The sequence below is a fragment of the Allobosea sp. P4_C6 genome, assembly GCF_056402015.1.
Genome location: NZ_JBFUIF010000010.1, coordinates 46,078 through 65,125, shown reverse-complemented (window position 1 = coordinate 65,125; position 19,048 = coordinate 46,078). Strand labels below are relative to the sequence as shown.

Sequence of the window (19,048 nt, the reverse complement as noted above, 5' to 3'; positions counted from 1 at the left end):
CGGCGCGCTTGGCCAGTGCGAAGCGCCCGGCCAAGGCGGATCTCCCAAGATGGATCGCAGAGGAAAGGACAGATCATGACAAGCGAGACCGACCGGCTGATCGTGATCACTGGAGGGCCCGGATCGGGAAAGACGACGCTGATCGAGGCGCTGGCAGGGCTCGGACACGCCACACGGCCGGAGGCCGGCCGGGCGATCATCCGCGAGCAGCAGGCGATCGGCGGCGAGGGATTGCCCTGGAAAGACCGTGCTGCATTCGCCGAGCTGATGCTCGCGGCGGATCTGCGCAGTCATGACGAAGCGCGCCGGCAAAGCGGGCTGGTGTTCTTCGACCGGGGCCTGCCCGATATCGCGGGCTATCTCGCATTGTGTGGCCTGCCGGTGCCTGAGCCTATCGAGGAGGCGGCGCAGCGCTTCCGTTATCGCAGCACGGTCTTCATCGCTCCGCCCTGGCGCGACATCTTCGGGCAGGATGCGGAGCGGAGGCAGGATTTCGCGGAGGCCGAGCGGACCTGCGAGGCCATGGCCCGGACCTATCCGCGCTTTGGCTACGATCTCGTCGAATTGCCCTGTGACAGCGTCGAAGCCCGCATCGATTTCATGCTGAAGCGTCTCGGCACCGCGGCCTGAGCGAATTCCGGCTCATGGGCGCCTCACAACGAATTCGCGCCTCCGGTCGTTTTGCCGTTGACAGGGCGCGGCCCGGTCACCATAAGTCCGGCCGCGCCTGCCGGTCGTCGCGAAAGTGACATATCGGTGGCCCTCGGCTCGCTGAGCCGATCGAGGGCGCAGGCGGGGGAATGTCCCGAGCGGCAAAGGGGGCGGACTGTAAATCCGCTGGCTATGCCTTCGCAGGTTCGAGTCCTGCTTCCCCCACCACCTCTCTCCTAAAGATCTGATATCGATCGGCTTTCGGACCCCGCGCCGGAACGGCGTCGCCAGATTCGGCGACGCCCGATCGAGCTATGCGAGACGCCCGGCGTTTACCGGAGCGGCGGAGCGTAGAGCACGCCGCCCATGCTCCAGAGCTGGTTGAGGCCGCGCGGGATGGCGAGCTTCGAGCCGGTGCCGAGGTTGCGCTCGTAGATCTCGGCGTAGTTGCCGGTCGCCTTGACGGCGCGGACCGCCCAGTCGGCATCAAGCCCCATCGCCTTGCCGAAGCCGCCTTCGGCGCCGGTGAAGCGACGCACATCGGGCTTCTGCGACTTCAGGGCCTCGTCGACATTGGCGGTGGCGATGCCGAGTTCCTCCGCGTTGACCAGGGCGAAGTTCACCCATTTCACCACGTTGAACCAGGGGAAGTCGTCCGAGCGCACGACGGGTCCGAGCGGCTCCTTCGAGATCACGTCCGGCAGCACGATCGCCTCGGCGGGCTTTGCCAGCCGGACGCGCTCGCCGTGCAGGGCCGATTGGTCGCGGGTCAGCACATCGCATTGGCCGCCCTCGAAGGCTGAAAAGGCCTCTGCTGCGCTCGGAAACACCTTCTCCTCATAGGTCATGGAATTGGCCTTGAAGAAGTCGGCGAGGTTGAGCTGTGTCGTCGTCCCGGCCTCGACGCAGATCTTCGCCTTGTCGAGGGACAGTGCGCTGTCGACCTTCAAAGAGCGCTTCGCCAGGAAGCCCTGGCCGTCATGATAGGTGATACCCGCGAATGCGAGCCCCAGCTCCGCTTCGCGGCCGAGCGTCCAGGTCGAGTTGCGTGCGAGCAGATCGACCTTGCTGGCCTTCAGCGCGTCGAAGCGCTCGCTGGCGGAGAGCGGCGTGAAGGCGACCTTGCCGGGATCACCGAGAATCGCGGCTGCGACGGCGCGGCAGAAGTCGACGTCGAAGCCGCTCCAGTTGCCTTGCGCGTCCTTGGCGGAGAAGCCGAGCACACCCTCGCTGACGCCGCATTGAAGCGTGCCGCGCTGCTTCACCGTATCGAGCGTGCCGGCCATCGCCGGCGCGACGAGGACGGCTGCGAGCGCAGCGCCGGCAGCAAGGCCGGGCAGGCGAAACCATGAGGCCTTCGACATCGCATTCTTCCCCCTTAGGATGTGGCTGCCGATGGCGCCGGTCACAGCGTGGCCTTGTGGCGGATGATCACTTTGGTCCCGAGCGGGACGCGCTCGTAGAGATCGACGATGTCGCCGTTGGCGAGCCGGAAGCAGCCGGACGAGATCGCCTCTCCGATGGTCTCGGGCTGGTTGGTGCCGTGGATGCGGAACACCGTCGAGCCGAGATAGAGGGCGCGCGCGCCCATCGGATTACCCGGGCCGCCGGCCATGAAACGCGGCAGATAGGGCTGACGCTGCAGCATCTCCGGCGGCGGGCGCCAATCCGGCCACTCGGCCTTGCGGCTGACCTGGACCTGTCCGGACCAGGTGAAGCCCTCGCGGCCGACGCCGATGCCGTAGCGCAGGGCGCGGTTATTGCCCTGGACGATGTAGAGGAAGCGCTCGCCCGAATGGATCACGACCGTGCCCGCCGGCTCGCTGGAGCGGAACAGCACCATCTGGCGGGCATAGGGCCCGTCGGTGATGCTGACCTCCTCGGTGGAGACGCGGCCGGGTTCGTCGCCGATCTCCATTGTCTCCTTCATCGCCCCAGGCGGGCGAGGCTGCGCCAGGGCGCCGCCAAGCAGGGCCGTCATAACGAATCCGGCCGCGACGAAACCGGGAAGGGTCTTGCGGGAGAGGATCATGTCTCGTCAGCTCCGGTCAGCGGCAGCGGATGAAGATGAAGGTGCCGTAACGCCGGTGCGCATCGGGATCGACGAAGCGCATCACCAGTTCGTTCGGCTTGACCGAGAGCAGCTCGCGGTCCTGCGGGTCGCCTGCCGGCGCCTCGAAGCCGAGGAAGGTCCTGCCGCCAGCCCCGGCCTTGAGCCTGAGCTCATAGGGCTTGGGGTCATCGGCGACATGCATCATCACCCCGTCGCCGGCACCCTTGGCGATCGTGTAGGGCTGGTTGCACTGCGCCCGCGCTTCCGACTCGGTGCGCTTGCGGTCCTTCTCCGTGTGGAAGGAGGCGATCCCCCAGCGCCCTATAAGGGCGTCACGGGTGACATTGGTCGGCGCAGGGGCGCTTTGCGTCGCGCTCGCCAGGGGCGAGAGCCCCTCGCCACCGCCGCAGCCCGCCAGCAGCAGCGCCACCAGAACGCTCCCTCCGAGAGACGCGACCCCGAAACCAGCACCGCCGGCCCTAAACCCAATCTGTCTCATCGGTCCTCCATCACGGTGCAGTCAAAGTCGAAGCGATGCGTCGTGGTGTCAGGCGAGCGGCTGCGCGATGGCTAAAGGAGCATTGCCGGGCGATCGATCTTGCAGCGGCTGATCGCTCGGCGTTCATCGGCGTCCTGGCGGCCCCCTGGCCAGAGATACGGTAGCGATTTCGACAGCACAGCCGCAAACGCGATCGGGATCAAGCCCCAATTATGCTTGTGCTCGTCTGCAACCCTATCCGCCCCTGTTGTCATAGGCGTTGTCCTTGGATGCATCCGTGCCGGCCGGAGCTCTGGCCTGCGCCGCCAGATGCTGCTTCAGGGCCGCCAGTTTCTCCGCCGACCAGCGCCCGGTGCCGAGGACGGCCGTCCAGCCTTCGACATAGTGCTCCGGTGCATAGACATGCCCGTAGCCCATGGGGGTGCTTGTCGCGACGGCCATGTCGAGCGCCAGCTGCAGCATGGTGACGACCGGGTACCAGCGCAGCTCGGACGAAACGTCGGGGCCACGCGGCGACTGCATCCAGGCCGGCTGCCGATAGGCATCCCGGTAGTCGAAGAAGACGATCGGATCGCTCGCATACTGGAGATAGACCAGCCGCATCGGCCCCCACGGGCGATCCGCCGGTACGGTCGGGCCGTTATGGTTCATGAAGCGGACCACGCGCCCGTCGCGGAATTCCGGGAGCCATTGCGGCGTCCCGGGGTTGCGGGCCTCGGTGATCGAGCGCCAGCCCGGGGTTTCGAAAGGTGGGCCGCTCCAGAGCGCGCCGTCGATCGGGTCCCCGATCATCTCGAACAGCTCGGCGGATTTCTCGGAGTTCATCGCCCCGAGGCTGAGGCCGTGCAGGTAGAGCTTCGGACGTGCATCGTGTGGCAGCGCCGTCCAGTGGCGGTAGATCTCGCGGAAGAGCGCGCGGGCGGTCTCGGCGCCGTATTCGGGCTGGGTCAGCAAGGATAGGGGGCTGCTGAGATAGGAGTACTGCACCGCGACGCTGGCGACGTCGCCATCGCGAAGATATTCGAGCGCGTTCATCGCCGAGGGGTCGACCCAGCCCGTGCCGGTCGGCGTGACGACGATGAGCGTCGAACGCGCGAAGCCGCCGACGCGCTTGAGCTCCTCCAGCGCCAGCTTCGCGCGCGCCTCCGGCGTCTCGGCGCCCCGCAATCCGACATAGACCCGGATCGGTTCCTGGGCAGGATGCCCGGTCTGCGTTCCGATTCGTTCGGCGCTCGGCCCGGCGGCGATGAACTCGCGGCCGGCGCGGCCGAGTTCTCGCCAGCTGACGAGGGAGGCCGGGCTGCCGGTCTTCTTGGGATCGGTCGGCTGCGCACGCTCGGGTTCGAGCCGGGCATCCAATTCGCGATAGGACGAATCCAGCACGCGGAAGACCGCGCTCGCCAGCACGTTGCTCGCCAGCGACCAGAACAGCAGCGCTGCCAGGCCGATGCCGATCGCTGTGGCGAGCCGAGGTGGTATGAAACGCCTGATGATGCCAACCAGCCAGCCGGCCAGCCGCTTGAACAGGCGCGCGATGACCAGCGCGAGCGCGAAGGTCGCGAATGCCACGAGGCAGAGCTTGGTCGGGTGCGAGCTCGGCAGATGAGGCAGGTCGAAGACGGCGCGGACGGAGTTCTGCCATTCCGCCGCCTTCCACAGGAAGAGCAGTGCGATCAGCAGGGACAGCAGAAGGGCCACCGCATTGGTTGGCCGCCGCAGTCGGTCGGACGGCTTCGGCAGTTCGAGATAGCGCCAGAGCTGTCGCGACAGCACGCCGAGGCCATAACCGATCGCAAAGCAGATGCCGGCGAGCGCGCCCTGCGTGAGATAGCTGCGCGGCACGAGGGTCGGCGTCAGAGCAGCTGCGAAAAGCAGCGTTCCCAGAACCAATCCTACGCCCGACAACGACGACAACTGCCTGCGAATCCAACGCGTCACGACCGCTTATCCCCTCGCTCGGATCATTCCGGGCGCTTCGCCGCCAATGTTCCGATCGGCAAAGCGTAGTCGCCGCATGTCTGCGCTGGCAATGCAAGTGAAGCGACGGAGGGTTGCGGTCTAGGCGGTTGCACGTAGCTGTACCAAAATATTATATACATGCTTATGACAAGCATGCCTACCAAGCCGCCGCCGACCGTGGGCTTCCTCCTGCACGACGTCGCGCGGCTGCTGCGCAAGCGCTTCGAGCAGAACGCCCGAGACACCGGGCTAACGCGCTCGCAATGGCAGGTGCTTGCCTATCTCGACCGGAATGCCGGCATCCAGCAGGGGGCGCTCGCCGAGCTCATCGATGTCGAGCCGATCACGGTCGGCCGGATCGTCGACAAGCTGGAGGGCTGCGGGCTTGTCGAGCGAAAGGCCCATCCGACCGACCGGCGGGTCTGGCAGCTCTATCTGACGGAAAAGGCGGGGCCGAAGCTCGACGAGATGCGGGGCCTCGGCGAGATCACCCGGGCCGAGGCCTTCGGCGCCATTCCGGAAGCGGAGCGGGCGCGGCTTCTCGACCTCCTCGAAACCATGAAGACGAATCTCGCAGCCGCCTGCCAGTCGCCGGCGGCCGAAGGGCAGGCCCGCAATGGATGACGCCGTCAGGAAGACCGAAGCAGGCATGGAAACCGTGCCCGAGCCTGAGCCACGCGACAATGTGACCGAGATCCGCCGCGCGGCGGACGCGAAGGGGGCGCAGCAATCCGCGCCCGTCGCGAAGGCGTCCGAGGCCGCGCCGGTCATCGCGTCCGCGCCTACGGCAGCGCGTCCCGCGCGCAATCGCAAGCGCCAGGTCCTGTTCGCGCTGCTGCCGATCGCACTGATCGCGGGCGGATATTATTATGTGAGCGGCGGCCAGGTGATGTCGACCGACAACGCCTATCTGCAGGCCGATATCGTGGGCCTCTCCACCGACGTCGCCGGGATCGTCAGCGAGGTCGATGTCCGCGACAATCAGCCGGTGAAGGCCGGCGACACGCTCTTCAGGCTCGACGACAAGCCGTTCCGCTTCGCACTCGAACGGGCTGATGCGCAGATCGGCGTGGTCCGCAACGATCTCGAAGCGCTGAAGACGAGCTACAAGGGCATGCAGAGCCAGATTGCCCAGGCCGAGAGCGACATCGCCTTCTACCAGACCGCGTTCAAGCGCCAGCAGGACCTCGCCACGAAGTCCGTCGCGTCGCAGGCGACCTACGACCAGGCCAAGCACGACCTCGACGGCGCGCAGCAGAAGCTGGTGCAGTTGCAGAACCAGCTCGCCGGCATCGCCGCCAATCTGAACGGCAAGCCGGATGCGCCGGTCGAGGAACACCCACGCTACCGAGATTCCGTCGCCGCCCGCGCGGAGGCCGCCCGCCAGCTCGATCATACGGTAGTGCGCGCGCCGATGGACGGCATCGTCACCAACGTGCCCTCGCTGCAGAAGGGGCAATATCTGGCGGAGGCGACCAACGCCTTCAGTCTGGTTTCCACCGACCATGTCTGGATCCAGGCGAATCCCAAGGAGACCGAGCTGACCTGGGTCCGCCCGGGCCAGAAGGCCGAGATCTATGTCGACAGCTATCCGGGCGCGAGCTGGAGCGGCACGGTCGACAGCATCAGCCCGGCTTCGGCCGCGAGCTTCTCCCTGTTGCCGGCGCAGAACACCAGCGGCAACTGGGTCAAGGTCGTCCAGCGCATCGCCATGCGCGTGAAGATCGAGACGCCGCCAGAGCGGCCGCAACTGCGCGCAGGCATGAGCGTGACGCTCGACATCGATACCGGCCATGCGCGCGGCCTGCCGGATTTCATCGGCTCGGCTTTCGGCATGAGCAAGAAGACCGAGAACAACCATGGCTAGCGCCGTCGCCGCGGCGGTGACCCCGGTCGCCAACCGCGGCGCCATCACCGCCTGCGTCATCCTCGCGGTGATCATGCAGGCGCTGGACACGACGATCGCCAATGTCGCGTTGCCCTATATCCAGGGCAGCGTCTCGGCCAGCGCGGACCAGATCAACTGGGTCCTGACCTCCTACATCGTCGCCGCGGCGATCATGACGCCGCCTTCGGGTTTCCTGGCCTCCCGCTTCGGGCGCAAGCGCGTGCTGTCCGTGGCGATCATCGGCTTCGTCGTCGCCTCGATCCTGTGCGGCGCCGCGCAGTCGCTGCCGCAGATCGTCGGTTTCCGTTTGATGCAGGGCTTCTTCGGCGCGGCGCTGGTGCCGCTGTCGCAGAGCATCCTGCTCGACATCTACACGCCCGAGGAGCGCGGCTCGGCGATGGCGCTGTTCGGCGTCTCGGTGATGGTCGGGCCGGTGCTGGGGCCGGTGATCGGCGGCTGGCTGACCGAGAACATCTCCTGGCGCTGGGTCTTCTACATCAACCTGCCGCTCGGCATCCTGGCGCTGGCGGGCGTCTCGATCTTCGTCTCGGAAACCAAGTCGAGCGCGGCGGCGAAGCTGGACTGGATCGGCTTCGGCGCGCTCAGCATCGCGATCGGTTCGCTGCAACTCTTCCTCGATCGCGGCGCCCAGCTCGACTGGTTCGACTCGTTCGAGATCATCGTCGAGGCGACGGTCTTCGTCGCGGCGCTCTACATCCTGGTGGTGCACACCTTCACGGCAGAAAATTCCTTCATCAAGCCGCGGCTCTTCCTCGACCGCAATTTCTGCGTCGGGCTGATCTTCATCTTCATCGTCGGCATCTGCTATCTGGCGTCGCTGGCGCTGATGACGCCCTATCTGCAGACGCTGATGGGTTATCCGGTGGTGACGGCCGGCATCGTCATGGGGCCGCGCGGGCTGGGCACCATGGCCTGCATGTTCCTGGTGGGGAAGCTGATCGGCAAGGTCGATACGCGCATCCTGCTCGGCTCCGGCCTGCTGGTCAGCGCCTGGGCGATGTACGACATGTCCGGCTGGACGCCGGACGTTTCGCAGCAGACGATCATGCTGACCGGCTTCCTGCAGGGGGCGGGGCTCGGGCTTTTGTTCGTGCCGCTCACGACGATCACCTTCGCAACGCTGCCGGCGGAATATCGTGGCGACGGCACCGGCCTCTACAACCTGTCGCGCAATATCGGCTCCAGCGTCGGCATCTCGCTCGTGGCCTATCTGCTCACCCGCAACGTGCAGGTGAACCACGCGGAAATCGCGAACTACGTCACGCCGTTCAACCGCATCTTCGACATCCCGGCAATCAGGGAGGCCTGGGACCCGCTCAAGCTCGCCGGCCGCGCCGCGCTCGACGAGGTGGTCACACGCCAGGCGACGATCATCTCCTACATCGACGACTTCAAGCTGTTGATGATCCTGTGCCTTGCCGCGCTGCCATTCCTGGCGCTGCTGCGCACGCCGCGCCAGCAGGCGGCGCCGGCCGACGATCATGCAATCGTCATGGAGTAAGCTTTTGCCCGCGGCGGTCTTGGGCGCGGCGCTTGCGTGCCGACGCGGCATGCCGCAGCGTTAACCGCGTTGCGATAAACTTGAGCGGAAATTTACCTTGAGCTTTTTTTGCGGATCGATTTCAGTCATCTTCGACCATATCGAGTTAACGCAATTTTAACGCTACGAGCCAGTGTCATGCGACCAGAGCGCGTGCAGCCAATTCCGGTGCCATTTCGCATCTCCGGCCCGGATCGGGCGCCGCAGGCGGCGAACGACAACGGCGCCGATATTCATGAAAGCATCGCGAGCCTCATCGTCGGGCGGTCTCTGATCGTCGGCACCATCGTCGCGGTGCTGGCGCTCACGCTCGGCTGGGTCGCATGGCTCGGGCGCGCGATCTGGCGTCTTTTCGCCTGAGAGAAGCGACTCTTCCAAGGAGCGGGCGGGACGCTCGGAAGGCTTCAGCGCGCGTTGGCGAAGGCTTTTCGGCTGAAGACGGTCCGGAAGAGGATCGCGACGTCGAGCCAGAACGACCAGTTGTCGATGTACCAATGATCGTAGGCCACGCGCTTGGCCATCTTCTCGTCCGTATCGGTTTCGCCCCTGAAGCCGTTCACCTGGGCCCAGCCGGTGATGCCCGGCTTGACGTTGTGGCGGCGTGCGTAATTGGCGATCCTGCGCTGGAACTCGACGTCATGGGCAAGCGCGTGCGGGCGCGGGCCGACCAAAGACATATTGCCGGCAATGACGTTCAGGAGCTGCGGCAGCTCGTCGAGATTGTAGCGCCGCAGCACATGGCCGACCCTGGTGATGCGGACATCGTTGCGCCTGGCCTGGACCACGACCTGGCCGTCGTCGGTGGTGGTCATCGTCCGGAACTTGAAGATGCGGAATGCCTGCTGGTTGAAACCATAGCGCCGCTGGCGGAAGAGGACGGGGCCGGGCGAGTCGAGCCGGATCAGGGCTGCGATCATGATGAGGAGCGGCAAGGTCAGGACGAGGCCCAGGGAGGCCGCGACGACGTCGAAGGCGCGCTTGGCGGTGATTTCTGCCCCCGATAGCGGCCGGCGCGTCAGGCGCAGGCTCGAAAACGAGCCGGTGCGAACGATATGCGGCGTTTCAAAACGCTCCATGATCGGCTCGGGCGCAAGATGGATGGCGACCGGGAGATTGGTGAAGGCGCCGACGCAGGCCTCGATCGTCTTCTGCTCGGACCAGGGCAGGACGATGAAGACGGCATCGGGCTGCCTGGCCCGGCAATTCGCCGCGGCGGCGGCCAGATCGGCCGCCATGTCCGCCGGATTGCCATCCTGGCTCGATTTCAGGAACGCGACATCGACGATCGCGAAGCCGACATGCCAGGGTTTGTGCCGGGCGACGAAGGACATGACGTTCTCTTCACGCCCGATCAGGAAGACGCGCTCGGCCGTGATCCGGCCGGCCTTGCTGCCCGCAGCGACCCATTGGACAAGAAGCGAGCGCGACAGCGCGATGACGGGAATGCCGGCGAGATAGGTAGCGAGGATCACGGTGCGCGAATAGTGATCGGCGATCTTGGCGAGGAAGATCAACGCCAGGAACGCGACCATCGTGATGTTCCAGACGACGAAGGCCGATGCGATCTGCCCACGCGGCGAGAGGTAGTTGCCGAGCTGGTAGCGCCCCTGCATCAGATTGATGAAGACAAAGATCGTCGTCAGCATGGCCGCCAGTTCCGGCGTCGCGCCATCGATTCCAAACTCGCCCTGAACTGCGAGATGATAGATGACCGACGCCGCATAGACGAGAGTGCCGACGATGAGCGCGTCGCTCGCCGCGGTGGAGGGGCCGAGCCAATACCGCCAGAGTCGGGGGTGGTTTTGGGGCGTCGCCAGCAGCGCACCGTCCAGATTGTTGACGCTCATATCCCAACCTTCTGATCCGATCCGCGCGGCCGATGCATGTCCCGCTTTGGAACATGGCATCGCGTCGGATCCGTAATGAAGGCTAAGTGGCAAAGCGTATGCCGCCGGCGTTTGAACCGGATCGAGGCATCGGGGCGGTCAAAGCTTAGGCGACGCTGCGGAAGCGCCGGACCATATATTCGAAAGAACTTGCCATTGCGGCGCCGACAAGAGCGCCGGCGATCTTCACCAGCGCGTCATGGGGCATGCCGTGACGGGACATTTCCAGGGTCTGCAGCCACTCCAGACCGGCCGCCAGAGCGACCAGGCCGGGCAGCACGAGCCAGCGCTGGCGCGGATAGGCGAAGGTCAGCAAGGCACCGGCGGCAAGATAGGCAAGGAAGCGTTCGGCATCCGGTCCCAGCTCCGAGAGATGGGGCCGGGCGTCTATCGGCGAGAGCGTCGAGCCGATGATCACGAGCAGGGCGATCCAGCCCGTGATGATGGCGCAACGGCGTAGCTTGTCGAGGGAGGCGTTCAAACCGGAGCTCCGAAGGCTGGCGCGACGTTCAGCAAGATGTGGGCCAGCACTGGAAGAATCGTGCCGCGCCGAGGCCCGGCTGCGCCCTTATGGCGGGGTGAAAACGGCGAAGCAATGGCACAGGCGAGATCGGCGGCGCCTTCGCCCGGGAGTTGATGGCTGGCGCGCCGGCGCGAGGATAACATGCCGGCCGGAGCGGGGGAGGTTTCATGGTGGGTGATTCGGCGGCGCGGATCGCGCGGGGCGGCAAGGCGATCTACGGCGTGCCGCTGGGCATACTGATGCTGGAGGCGCGGTTTCCGCGCATTCCCGGCGATATGGGCAATGGCACCACCTGGCCCTTCCCGGTGCTCTATCGCGTCGTCGGTGGGGCAAGTCCCGAGAAGGTCGTGCTGAAGGGAGCGGCGGGGCTGCTGCCGGATTTCGTCGAGGCCACGCGCGATCTGGTTCGGCTTGGCGCCGAGGCGATCACCACCAATTGCGGCTTCCTCTCGCTGTTCCAGCGCGAGCTTGCCGCGGCGGTCGGCGTGCCGGTCGCGACCTCGTCGCTGATGCAGGTGCCCTGGGTGCAGGCGATGCTGCCGCCGGGCAAGCGCGTCGGGGTCGTCACCGTCTCGGCCGCGAGCCTGACGCCGGCACATCTCGAGGCGGCCGCGGTGCCGCTCGACACGCCGATCGCGGGGACCGAGAACGGGCGCGAGTTCTTCCGCGTGCTGATCAAGGCCGAGAAGGACGACATGGATATCGAGCTCGCCCGGCAGGATGTGGTGCAGGCGGCGCTCGATCTCGTGGCGGGGCATCCCGAGGTTGGCGCGATCGTGCTCGAATGCACGAACATGCCGCCCTATGCCGCCGATGTGCAGGCGGCGACGGGGCTGCCGGTCTACGACATCTACTCGCTGATCAGCTGGTTCCATGCCGGCCTGAGGCCGCGCCGCTTCGGCTGAAGCAGCCGACTTATCCCCGGTGATCCGTATCGCCGGATAATCCGGCCTCGCCGCAGCATAGCGCTGCGCCCCTCCCGCGAGGCCCCATGACCGACACGCCCAGACTTTCGCTGCCGCTGCTCGCCGCCGGCCAGGCGCAGAAGCATGTCACCCATAATGACGCGCTGATGCGCCTGGACGCGCTGATCCATCTCGTCGTCGACAGCCGGACGCAAGCCGCGCCGCCGGCTTCACCGACCGAGCTGTCCGCCTATATCGTGCCGCCCGGCGGTACCGGCGCCTTTGCGGGGCGGGCCGATCAGATCGCGCTCTTCGAGGATGGCGGCTGGACTTTCCTGACGCCGCGCAGCGGCTGGCAGACCTGGGTGGCCGATGAGGCCGAGCACAATCTCTGGACCGGCACGGAATGGCGCCGCGCCAGCCCGCTCAGCGGTCTCGGCGCCGAGCGCTGGGGCGTGAACGCAACGGCCGACGCAACCAATCGGCTCACCGTCTCGTCCGAAGCCAGCCTGTTCAACCATGCGGGCAGCGACCACCGGCTGAAGCTGAACAAGGCCGGCGCGGGCAATACGGCCAGCTTGCTGTTTCAGAGCAACTGGTCGGGGCGGGCCGAGTTCGGCCTTGCCGGCGACGACGATTTTCGCGTCAAGGTCAGCGCAGATGGTTCGGCTTGGCACGATGCGCTCGCCATCGACCGCGCGACCGGCGGCGTCGCATTGCCGGGCTCGCCCTGGGCCGGCGGGCAGAACCTGCTGGTCAATGGCGACATGGCGATCAACCAGCGTGGCTTCGCCGGTGGGGTGCTGGCGGCGGGCGCTTATGGCTTCGATCGCTGGAAGGCTGCGACGGGCGGCGCCAACCTCTCGCTCAGCGGCTTCACCGTCACCTTGAGCTCCGGAGCCATCGTCCAGCCGGTCGAGCCGGCGCTGTGGGGCCTGTCGTCCTTCGCCGGCCTGCCGTTGACGCTGTCAGTCGAGGAGTTGGCCGGTGGCAGTCTCTCCGTCGCGATCGGCAGCCAGACCGGCACCATCGCTGCGGGTACCGGCCGCCGGTCGCTGACGCTGACGCCGGCCGTGGGCGATACGGGAGCGCTCCAGATCCGGCTATCTCCGAGCGCCGGCGCCGTCAGCTTCGCGCGGATCAAGCTCGAACGCGGCCGGATCGCCACGGGTTGGGTGGCGCGCCCGCTCACCGTCGAGCAGATGCTGTGCCGGCGCTATCATTGGCGCCCCGACGGGCAGGTGCTGATCGATGCCTATCAGGCTGGCGCCGCTGCATCGCGCCAGAGCATCGGATTGCCGGTGTCGATGCGGGTGACGCCGAGCGTCGCCTTCGCCGTCTCGCAGGAGATCAATGTGCAGGGTGCCGATCACGGCGTCCTCGTGCAATCGCCGGAGCGCGCTTATGCCTATGTCACGGCGCAGGCGCTCGGCCGGGTGCGGGCGGCTTTCGACGCCATCGCCTTCGACGCCGAGCTGTGACGCTTACTCGCTGACGAGCTTGCGGGAGCGCAGCAGGGCGAGCAGCCCTTCGTCGCGGCGCTCCTCCAGCTCCGCGATCGAACGCCCCGCCGCTTCCTCGGCAATGCCGTCGACGATCCGGCGCTGAACCTCCTGGTCGAGCGAGGGATTTCCGAGAGATTGCCAGCGGCGCTCCTGGCTCGGGCCGAGATGGGCGAGGTAGCCGGCAATGCCGCCTTCGCCGCCGCCGAGATGATAGGTCATGTGCGGGCCCATCAGCGCCCAGCGCAGGCCGGGGCCGTTGCAGAGCGCGGCGTCGATCTCGGCGACGCTCGCCACCCCTTGCTCGACCAGATAGACCGCCTCGCGATAGAGCGCCGAGGCCAGGCGATTGGCGACGTGGCCGGGCATCTCGCGCTGGAGAACGACCGGGCGCCGGTCCAGGCTGCGGTAGAACGCGACGGCTCGCGCAACGACCGCCTCATCCTCGCCGACGATCTCGACCAGCGGGACGAGATGCGGCGGATTGAACGGATGCGCGACGATGACGCGGCGCTTGTCACGACAGTCGGCGACGATGGTGCTGCGCAGCAGCGCCGAGGTGCTGCTGGCGATGATGATGCCCGCTGGAAGCGCGGCGTCGAGACGCACCAGAAGCTCCCGCTTCATCGTCTCGTTCTCGGGGCCGTTCTCCTGGACGAAATCGGCTTCGTGCAGGGCTTCGTCGAGATCGTGGGTGAAGCTGTACTGGCCGGTGTTGGCAAGGCCGAGTTCGGCGAGCTGGAGCCGGGCGCGCTCGACCGCCTGACGAAACTTCTCGCCAGCCCCGGGAGCGGGGTCGTAGGCGGAAACGTTCAGCCCGTGCGCCATGGCGAGTGCGGCCCAGCTGCTGCCGATCAGGCCGGCGCCGATGATGGCGACGCGCCCGATGTCGCGAATATCCTGCATCGTCAATGGATCTCTGGCTCCGGCACCTTGGCGGTGCCTTCCAGATAGTCGAAATCGCAGCCCTTGTCGGCCTGGCGGATATGGGCGGCCGACATCTTGCCCCAACCGCGCGGATAATCGCGATCGGGCGGAGACCAGTTCGCTAGGCGGGCGGCGATCTCAGCATCCGTCAGCGCGACCGAGATGCTGCGGGCCTCGACGTCGACGCTGATGATGTCACCCGTCCGCACCGCGGCGAGCGGCCCCTTGATATAGGCTTCCGGCGCGACATGCAGGATGCAGGCGCCGTAGCTGGTGCCGGACATGCGGGCGTCGGAAATGCGCAGCATGTCGCGCACGCCCTGCTTCAGCAGCTTCTTCGGGATCGGCAGCATACCCCATTCCGGCATGCCGGGACCGCCGACCGGGCCGCAGTTCTTCAGCACCATGATGTGGTCGGCGGTGACGTCGAGGCTCTCGTCGTTCACGGCCCGCATCATCGCGTCATAATCCTCGAAGACGAGCGCCGGGCCGGAATGCTTGAGCAGGCGGGGCTCGGCGGCCGAGGGCTTGATGACGCAGCCATCGGGGGCGAGGTTTCCCTTCAATACGGCGAGGCCGTTGGCGGTCGATACGGGTCTGTCGAGCGGGCGGATGACATTGTCGTCATAGATATTGGCGAGCGCGATCGTCTCGGCCAGCGGCTTGCCGGTGACGGTCATCGCATCGGTATGGAGCTTGCTCTCCAACTGTTTCAGCAGGGCGGGCAGGCCGCCGGCATAGAAGAAATCCTCCATCAGGAAATCGCCGGAGGGGCGCAGGTTCGCGATGACCGGAACGTTGCGCGAGAAGGCGTCGAAATCATCAGGCGTCAGCGGCACGCCGGCGCGGCCGGCCATGGCGACAAGATGGATGATCGCGTTGGTGGAGCCGGCGACGGCCATGTGGACGGTCAGCGCGTTCTCGAAGCTCTTGCGGGTCAGGATCTGGTCGGGCGTCAGGTCTTCCCAGACCATCTCGACGATGCGCTTGCCCGCGGCTGCCGCCATGCGCGGATGGGCGGCGTCGGCCGCGGGGATGGCGGAGGCGCCGGGCAGGGTGAGGCCGAGCACCTCGGCATGGCTCATCATGGTCGCGGCGGTGCCCATCACCATGCAAGTGCCGTAGGAGCGGGCGATGCCGCTCTCCATGTCCTTCCACTGGCCGTCGGTGATGTTGCCGGCTTCCTTCTCGGCCCAGTATTTCCAGACATCGGCGCCGGAGCCGAGCACCTTGCCGGCCCAGTTGCCGCGCAGCATCGGCCCGGCCGGCACGAAGATGAAGGGCAGGCCCGCGCTGCAGGCGCCCATGATCAGCGCGGGCGTGGACTTGTCGCAGCCGCCGAGCAGCACGGCGCCGTCGAGCGGGTGCGAGCGGATCGATTCCTCCGTCTCCATCGCCAGGAAATTGCGGTAGAGCATCGTCGTAGGCTTTTGATATTGCTCCGAAACCGACATCACCGGGATCTCGATCGGGAAACCGCCGGCGGCCCAGACCGCGCGCTTCACCGCCTCGGCGCGGTCACGCAGATGGGTGTGGCAGGGGTTGATCTCGGACCAGGTGTTGATGATGCCGATGACCGGCTTGCCCACGAACTCCTCATGGCCGAACCCCATCTGCAGCGCGCGCGAGCGATGCCCGAAGGAGCGCAGGTCGCTCGCCCCGAACCAGCGCCAGCTGCGCAGGGTCTCGGGCGTCTTGTGGGGGCGGGTCGGCATGGGCGTTTCCTCGAATTCCCGGTGTTGTTGGCGCGCGAACCTCTCGGTCATTCCGGGGCGGCCCGCAGGGCCGAGCCCGGAACCCATGAACACGGAGCCATGAGGACGGGCGCGGCGATGGCAGCGCAAATCCTGCGCCGCCAGTGTTCATGGTTCCGGGCTCTTCGCTACGCGAAGCCCCGGAAAGACGGAGAGCCTACTCGGCCGCGGCCTTCACGGCACCCCAGCCCGAGACGATGCCGCGCAGCTCCGCACGCTCGGACTCGTTGAGCTCCGGCAGGCCCGGCAGGCGGACCGGGCCGACATCGGTGCCGAGCAGGCCGAGCGCTTCCTTGACCACCGTCACATTGGCGCCGTTGCCATATTTCGTGCGCAGCTTCTCGAAGCCGGCGATGGCATCGACCTCGCGACGGGCCGTCTCGTAGTCGCCGGCCTCGAGCGCACGCCAGACGGCGAGCGAGCGTTCGGGCACGACATTGATCAATCCCGAGGTGAAGCCCCGCGCGCCCAGCGCATAGAAGGGGGCGGCCCAGCCCTCGGCGAGGCCGCAGATCCAGTTGGCCGAGGTGCCCTCGGTCTCGCGCACGCAGTCGGCGAGCAGCATCATGTTGGTGGAAGCGAACTTCACGCCCGAGACGTTCGGATGGGTGGCGACGCGGATCAGGTCCTTCACGCCGATCGCGTCGGAGCGGATATAGGCGACGAGCGGGAGCGGCAGCGCCTCGGCGATGGCAAGGATGTAATCGGCCTGGGATTGCGGGGCGGCGAAGGGGTCGAGCGGGTGATGCACCATCGCCGCGTCGCAGCCGGCCCTGGCCGCGAGCTTGCCGGTCGCGATCGCCTCGCGCAGGGAGCGGCCGATGCCCGCCGTGACCAGCGCCTTGCCGGCGGAAGCCTCGGCTGCAACGGCGTGTGAGCGCTCCACCTCGGCGGTCGTCATCGGGTAGAATTCGCCGGTATTGCCGGCCGAGACGATGTTGTGGATGCCGGCTTCGGCGACGCGCCGGACGATCCTGCCCGTCAGCGCCCAGTCGGCCTCCCCATCGGCCTTCCAGGCGGTGACATGAACGCCGGAAATGCCGCGCAGCGCGGCCCGCAACTTGTCATTCGTCATAGTCCAGTCCTTCCGCATACGCGCCGAAGACCAGCCGAACATGGGCCTTCGCCGAGCGGACGATGTGACGGCGCATCGTGAGTTCGGCCCGCGAAGGATCGCGCGCCGCGAGCGCCACATAGATGGCGCGGTGTTCCTCGAAGCCCCGGCGGCGCTCGGCCGGTTGCGAATGCAGCGCGATGCGCTGGGCATGGTCATACATGCGCTGGCCGTCGAGGCGGCCCTCCAGATAGGGGCAGCCCGAGATGCGATGGATCGCGCGATGAAAGGCCTCGTTGAGCGCGACCAGATCCTCGAGCGCGCCGTGCTCCGTCGCCTGCTCCATCTTGGCGACGAGCCTGGCGAGCTCGGCTTCGCCACCCTGGGACAGGCGGTTCGCGGCGATATGCGCCATGACGCTTTCGAGTGCGGCGCGGCAAAGCGCCATCTCCATTGCCTGCCGGGCCGAGAACTCGACGAAGACGCCCCTGCGCGCCTCGGTTCGGACCAGCCCTTCGCTCTCGAGCTTGCGGATCGCGTCCTTCACCGGGGTGGTGCTGACGCCGAGCATCTCGGCGAGATGGCGCTCGTTGAGGCGCTCGCCGTGGCGGAAGCGCCCGGCGACGATTGCGCGGCGAAGGCGCTCATGCACATGCTCGCGCAGGGAGCGCAGCAGATCGGGCGCGACGGGTTCGATGGCGGCCTGCAGCATTCGTCCTTCCAGGATGGCGAGGCCGGAAATCCGCGCGATCCGGCTTCCACGCAGCAACGTCGGCAATTAAACAGCACAATCAGGTTTAGACGGCAATCTGAAATTTCAGATTTCAATCTCGCGATCCTGTGCTATCGATCGTGACAAGCGCCCGCTCATGAGGCGCAAGGCGGCATTTCCGCCTCCGGGAGGAACGAAACCAATGAGTATCACACGCAGAACGATGATGGTTGCCGCTGGCCTGGCCGCGGCAGGCCCTGCCTTCGCGCAGGGCGGCTATCCCGGCGGCCAGGTCGTGACCATCGTCGTGCCCTTCGCCGCGGGCGGCACGACCGACCTGCTCGGGCGCATCCTGGCCGACCGGCTCGGCGCGCGCCTCGGCGGCAAATTCATCGTCGAGAACCGCGCCGGAGCAGGCGGCAACACCGGCGTCGCCGCCGTAGCCCGCGCCCCGGCGGACGGCTACGTGCTGACCATGGGCACGGTCTCGACCCATGCGATCAACCCGGCCGTCTACGCCAAGCTGCCCTTCGACCACATCAAGGATTTCGCGCCGATCTCGCAGGTGGCGAGCGTGCCGAACATCCTCATGGTCAATATCGACCTGCCGGCCAAGACGATGCCGGAGCTGATCGACCTTCTGAAGAAGAATCCGGGCAAGTATTCCTTCGGCTCGTCCGGAGCGGGCACCTCGACCCATATGGCGGCCGAGCTATTCAAGGTCGCGACCGGCACCGACATGGCCCATGTGCCCTACCGTTCGAGCGGGCAGGTGACGCAGGACCTGCTCTCCGGCCAGATCCAGATCACCTTCGACAACATCACCATCGCCTGGCCGCATGTGCAGGACGGCAAGATCAGGGCGCTCGCGACGGCGACGCCGAAGCGACTGGAGGTCGCCAAGGACCTGCCGGCCCTGGCCGAGTTCATTCCGGGCTACGACGCCAGCTCCTGGCACGGCTTCTTCGCGCCCTCGGGCGTGCCGAAGGAGATCGTCACCAAGCTCTCGATCGAGACGCAGGCGATCATGAAGGAGCCGGCGGTGATCGAGCAGCTCAGGAAGCTCGGCGTCGACCCGGTCGGATCGAGCCAGGAGCAGTTTACCGCGCATATCGCCTCCGAGACGAAGCGCTGGGCCGAGGTGGCGCAGAAGGCGAATGTGAAGATCGAGTGA

At 66.7% G+C, this 19,048-nt stretch carries 18 protein-coding genes and 1 tRNA gene; 9 read left to right on the top strand and 10 right to left on the bottom strand.

The window, feature by feature from the left end:
• Window positions 1-75: 75 nt before the first annotated feature.
• The gene (locus tag AC1DVA_RS09790; protein ID WP_476805768.1) at window positions 76-630 is read left to right on the top strand and encodes an AAA family ATPase; all 555 of its coding nucleotides are present in this window, start codon (window positions 76-78) and stop codon (window positions 628-630) included.
• Between the two features lie 164 nt (window positions 631-794).
• Window positions 795-879, top strand: a tRNA-Tyr gene (locus AC1DVA_RS09785).
• A 104-nt stretch (window positions 880-983) separates the two neighbouring features.
• On the opposite strand, the gene AC1DVA_RS09780 is transcribed toward AC1DVA_RS09785, so the two are convergent.
• The 4 genes from AC1DVA_RS09780 to AC1DVA_RS09765 all read right to left on the bottom strand — a co-directional run bounded on the left by AC1DVA_RS09780 (window position 984) and on the right by AC1DVA_RS09765 (window position 5,141).
• A complete protein-coding gene (locus tag AC1DVA_RS09780; protein WP_476805767.1) occupies window positions 984-2,015 on the bottom strand; it encodes an amino acid ABC transporter substrate-binding protein in 1,032 nt (343 codons plus the stop codon).
• A gap of 41 nt (window positions 2,016-2,056) precedes the next feature.
• The gene (locus AC1DVA_RS09775; protein ID WP_476805766.1) at window positions 2,057-2,683 is read right to left on the bottom strand and encodes a L,D-transpeptidase; all 627 of its coding nucleotides are present in this window, start codon (window positions 2,681-2,683) and stop codon (window positions 2,057-2,059) included.
• Window positions 2,684-2,699: 16 nt separating this feature from the next.
• Complete coding sequence (locus AC1DVA_RS09770; RefSeq protein WP_265053853.1) at window positions 2,700-3,134, bottom strand: hypothetical protein; 435 nt, start codon at window positions 3,132-3,134, stop codon at window positions 2,700-2,702.
• A gap of 303 nt (window positions 3,135-3,437) precedes the next feature.
• Complete coding sequence (locus AC1DVA_RS09765) at window positions 3,438-5,141, bottom strand: alpha/beta hydrolase (RefSeq protein ID WP_476805765.1); 1,704 nt, start codon at window positions 5,139-5,141, stop codon at window positions 3,438-3,440.
• A gap of 174 nt (window positions 5,142-5,315) precedes the next feature.
• Here AC1DVA_RS09765 and AC1DVA_RS09760 point away from each other — a divergent pair, with 174 nt between their 5' ends.
• The 4 genes from AC1DVA_RS09760 (at window position 5,316) to AC1DVA_RS09745 (ending at window position 8,971) form a co-directional block, all read left to right on the top strand.
• Window positions 5,316-5,786, top strand: a complete 471-nt coding sequence (locus tag AC1DVA_RS09760) for a MarR family winged helix-turn-helix transcriptional regulator (RefSeq protein WP_476805764.1) — start codon at window positions 5,316-5,318, stop codon at window positions 5,784-5,786.
• A gap of 25 nt (window positions 5,787-5,811) precedes the next feature.
• Window positions 5,812-7,029, top strand: coding sequence for an HlyD family secretion protein (locus tag AC1DVA_RS09755; RefSeq protein WP_476805763.1), 1,218 nt, complete (start codon window positions 5,812-5,814; stop codon window positions 7,027-7,029).
• Entirely contained in the window at window positions 7,022-8,572 is a 1,551-nt protein-coding gene (locus AC1DVA_RS09750) for a DHA2 family efflux MFS transporter permease subunit (RefSeq protein WP_476805762.1), read from the top strand. Before AC1DVA_RS09755 ends, AC1DVA_RS09750 begins: the two co-directional genes overlap by 8 nt.
• A 177-nt stretch (window positions 8,573-8,749) precedes the next feature.
• A complete protein-coding gene (locus AC1DVA_RS09745; RefSeq protein WP_476805761.1) occupies window positions 8,750-8,971 on the top strand; it encodes a hypothetical protein in 222 nt (73 codons plus the stop codon).
• A 44-nt stretch (window positions 8,972-9,015) separates the two neighbouring features.
• Here AC1DVA_RS09745 and AC1DVA_RS09740 read toward each other — a convergent pair whose 3' ends face one another.
• Both AC1DVA_RS09740 and AC1DVA_RS09735 read right to left on the bottom strand, forming a co-directional pair.
• On the bottom strand, window positions 9,016-10,458 hold the full coding sequence (locus tag AC1DVA_RS09740; protein ID WP_476805760.1) for an undecaprenyl-phosphate glucose phosphotransferase: 1,443 nt from the start codon (window positions 10,456-10,458) through the stop codon (window positions 9,016-9,018).
• Window positions 10,459-10,603: 145 nt separating this feature from the next.
• A complete protein-coding gene (locus AC1DVA_RS09735) occupies window positions 10,604-10,978 on the bottom strand; it encodes a VanZ family protein (RefSeq protein WP_476805759.1) in 375 nt (124 codons plus the stop codon).
• 209 nt (window positions 10,979-11,187) lie between these two features.
• Between AC1DVA_RS09735 and AC1DVA_RS09730 the strand changes: the two genes are divergently transcribed.
• Together AC1DVA_RS09730 and AC1DVA_RS09725 are read left to right on the top strand one after the other, a co-directional pair.
• Window positions 11,188-11,925, top strand: coding sequence for an aspartate/glutamate racemase family protein (locus AC1DVA_RS09730; RefSeq protein ID WP_476805758.1), 738 nt, complete (start codon window positions 11,188-11,190; stop codon window positions 11,923-11,925).
• An 86-nt stretch (window positions 11,926-12,011) separates the two neighbouring features.
• Window positions 12,012-13,406, top strand: coding sequence for a DUF2793 domain-containing protein (locus tag AC1DVA_RS09725; protein ID WP_476805757.1), 1,395 nt, complete (start codon window positions 12,012-12,014; stop codon window positions 13,404-13,406).
• A 3-nt stretch (window positions 13,407-13,409) separates the two neighbouring features.
• On the opposite strand, the gene AC1DVA_RS09720 is transcribed toward AC1DVA_RS09725, so the two are convergent.
• The 4 genes from AC1DVA_RS09720 to AC1DVA_RS09705 form a co-directional block, all read right to left on the bottom strand.
• A complete protein-coding gene (locus tag AC1DVA_RS09720; protein WP_476805756.1) occupies window positions 13,410-14,333 on the bottom strand; it encodes a 3-hydroxyacyl-CoA dehydrogenase NAD-binding domain-containing protein in 924 nt (307 codons plus the stop codon).
• Between the two features lie 2 nt (window positions 14,334-14,335).
• Window positions 14,336-16,069, bottom strand: coding sequence for an L-arabinonate dehydratase (araD, locus tag AC1DVA_RS09715; protein WP_476805755.1), 1,734 nt, complete (start codon window positions 16,067-16,069; stop codon window positions 14,336-14,338).
• 196 nt (window positions 16,070-16,265) lie between these two features.
• Window positions 16,266-17,183 (bottom strand): dihydrodipicolinate synthase family protein, encoded by a 918-nt coding sequence (locus tag AC1DVA_RS09710; protein ID WP_476805754.1) that lies wholly within the window; start codon window positions 17,181-17,183, stop codon window positions 16,266-16,268.
• Window positions 17,173-17,874, bottom strand: a complete 702-nt coding sequence (locus tag AC1DVA_RS09705) for a GntR family transcriptional regulator (protein ID WP_476805753.1) — start codon at window positions 17,872-17,874, stop codon at window positions 17,173-17,175. The genes AC1DVA_RS09710 and AC1DVA_RS09705 overlap by 11 nt, the downstream gene beginning before the upstream one ends.
• Before the next feature lie 202 nt (window positions 17,875-18,076).
• On the opposite strand from AC1DVA_RS09705, the gene AC1DVA_RS09700 reads away from it, so the two are divergent.
• Window positions 18,077-19,048 carry a Bug family tripartite tricarboxylate transporter substrate binding protein gene (locus AC1DVA_RS09700; protein ID WP_476805752.1) on the top strand — a complete coding sequence of 324 codons (972 nt, stop codon included), beginning with the start codon at window positions 18,077-18,079 and terminating at the stop codon, window positions 19,046-19,048.

What these genes read in the sequence shown, in the direction of transcription:
- AC1DVA_RS09790 (WP_476805768.1), top strand. Translation starts at nt 76, where the DNA reads ATGACAAGCGAGACCGACCGGCTGATCGTGATCACTGGAGGGCCCGGA.
- AC1DVA_RS09780 (WP_476805767.1), bottom strand. Translation starts at nt 2,015, where the DNA reads ATGTCGAAGGCCTCATGGTTTCGCCTGCCCGGCCTTGCTGCCGGCGCT.
- AC1DVA_RS09775 (WP_476805766.1), bottom strand. Translation starts at nt 2,683, where the DNA reads ATGATCCTCTCCCGCAAGACCCTTCCCGGTTTCGTCGCGGCCGGATTC.
- AC1DVA_RS09760 (WP_476805764.1), top strand. Translation starts at nt 5,316, where the DNA reads ATGCCTACCAAGCCGCCGCCGACCGTGGGCTTCCTCCTGCACGACGTC.
- AC1DVA_RS09755 (WP_476805763.1), top strand. Translation starts at nt 5,812, where the DNA reads ATGGAAACCGTGCCCGAGCCTGAGCCACGCGACAATGTGACCGAGATC.
- AC1DVA_RS09750 (WP_476805762.1), top strand. Translation starts at nt 7,022, where the DNA reads ATGGCTAGCGCCGTCGCCGCGGCGGTGACCCCGGTCGCCAACCGCGGC.
- AC1DVA_RS09745 (WP_476805761.1), top strand. Translation starts at nt 8,750, where the DNA reads ATGCGACCAGAGCGCGTGCAGCCAATTCCGGTGCCATTTCGCATCTCC.
- AC1DVA_RS09740 (WP_476805760.1), bottom strand. Translation starts at nt 10,458, where the DNA reads ATGAGCGTCAACAATCTGGACGGTGCGCTGCTGGCGACGCCCCAAAAC.
- AC1DVA_RS09730 (WP_476805758.1), top strand. Translation starts at nt 11,188, where the DNA reads ATGGTGGGTGATTCGGCGGCGCGGATCGCGCGGGGCGGCAAGGCGATC.
- AC1DVA_RS09725 (WP_476805757.1), top strand. Translation starts at nt 12,012, where the DNA reads ATGACCGACACGCCCAGACTTTCGCTGCCGCTGCTCGCCGCCGGCCAG.
- AC1DVA_RS09720 (WP_476805756.1), bottom strand. Translation starts at nt 14,333, where the DNA reads ATGCAGGATATTCGCGACATCGGGCGCGTCGCCATCATCGGCGCCGGC.
- araD (WP_476805755.1), bottom strand. Translation starts at nt 16,069, where the DNA reads ATGCCGACCCGCCCCCACAAGACGCCCGAGACCCTGCGCAGCTGGCGC.
- AC1DVA_RS09710 (WP_476805754.1), bottom strand. Translation starts at nt 17,183, where the DNA reads ATGACGAATGACAAGTTGCGGGCCGCGCTGCGCGGCATTTCCGGCGTT.
- AC1DVA_RS09705 (WP_476805753.1), bottom strand. Translation starts at nt 17,874, where the DNA reads ATGCTGCAGGCCGCCATCGAACCCGTCGCGCCCGATCTGCTGCGCTCC.
- AC1DVA_RS09700 (WP_476805752.1), top strand. Translation starts at nt 18,077, where the DNA reads ATGAGTATCACACGCAGAACGATGATGGTTGCCGCTGGCCTGGCCGCG.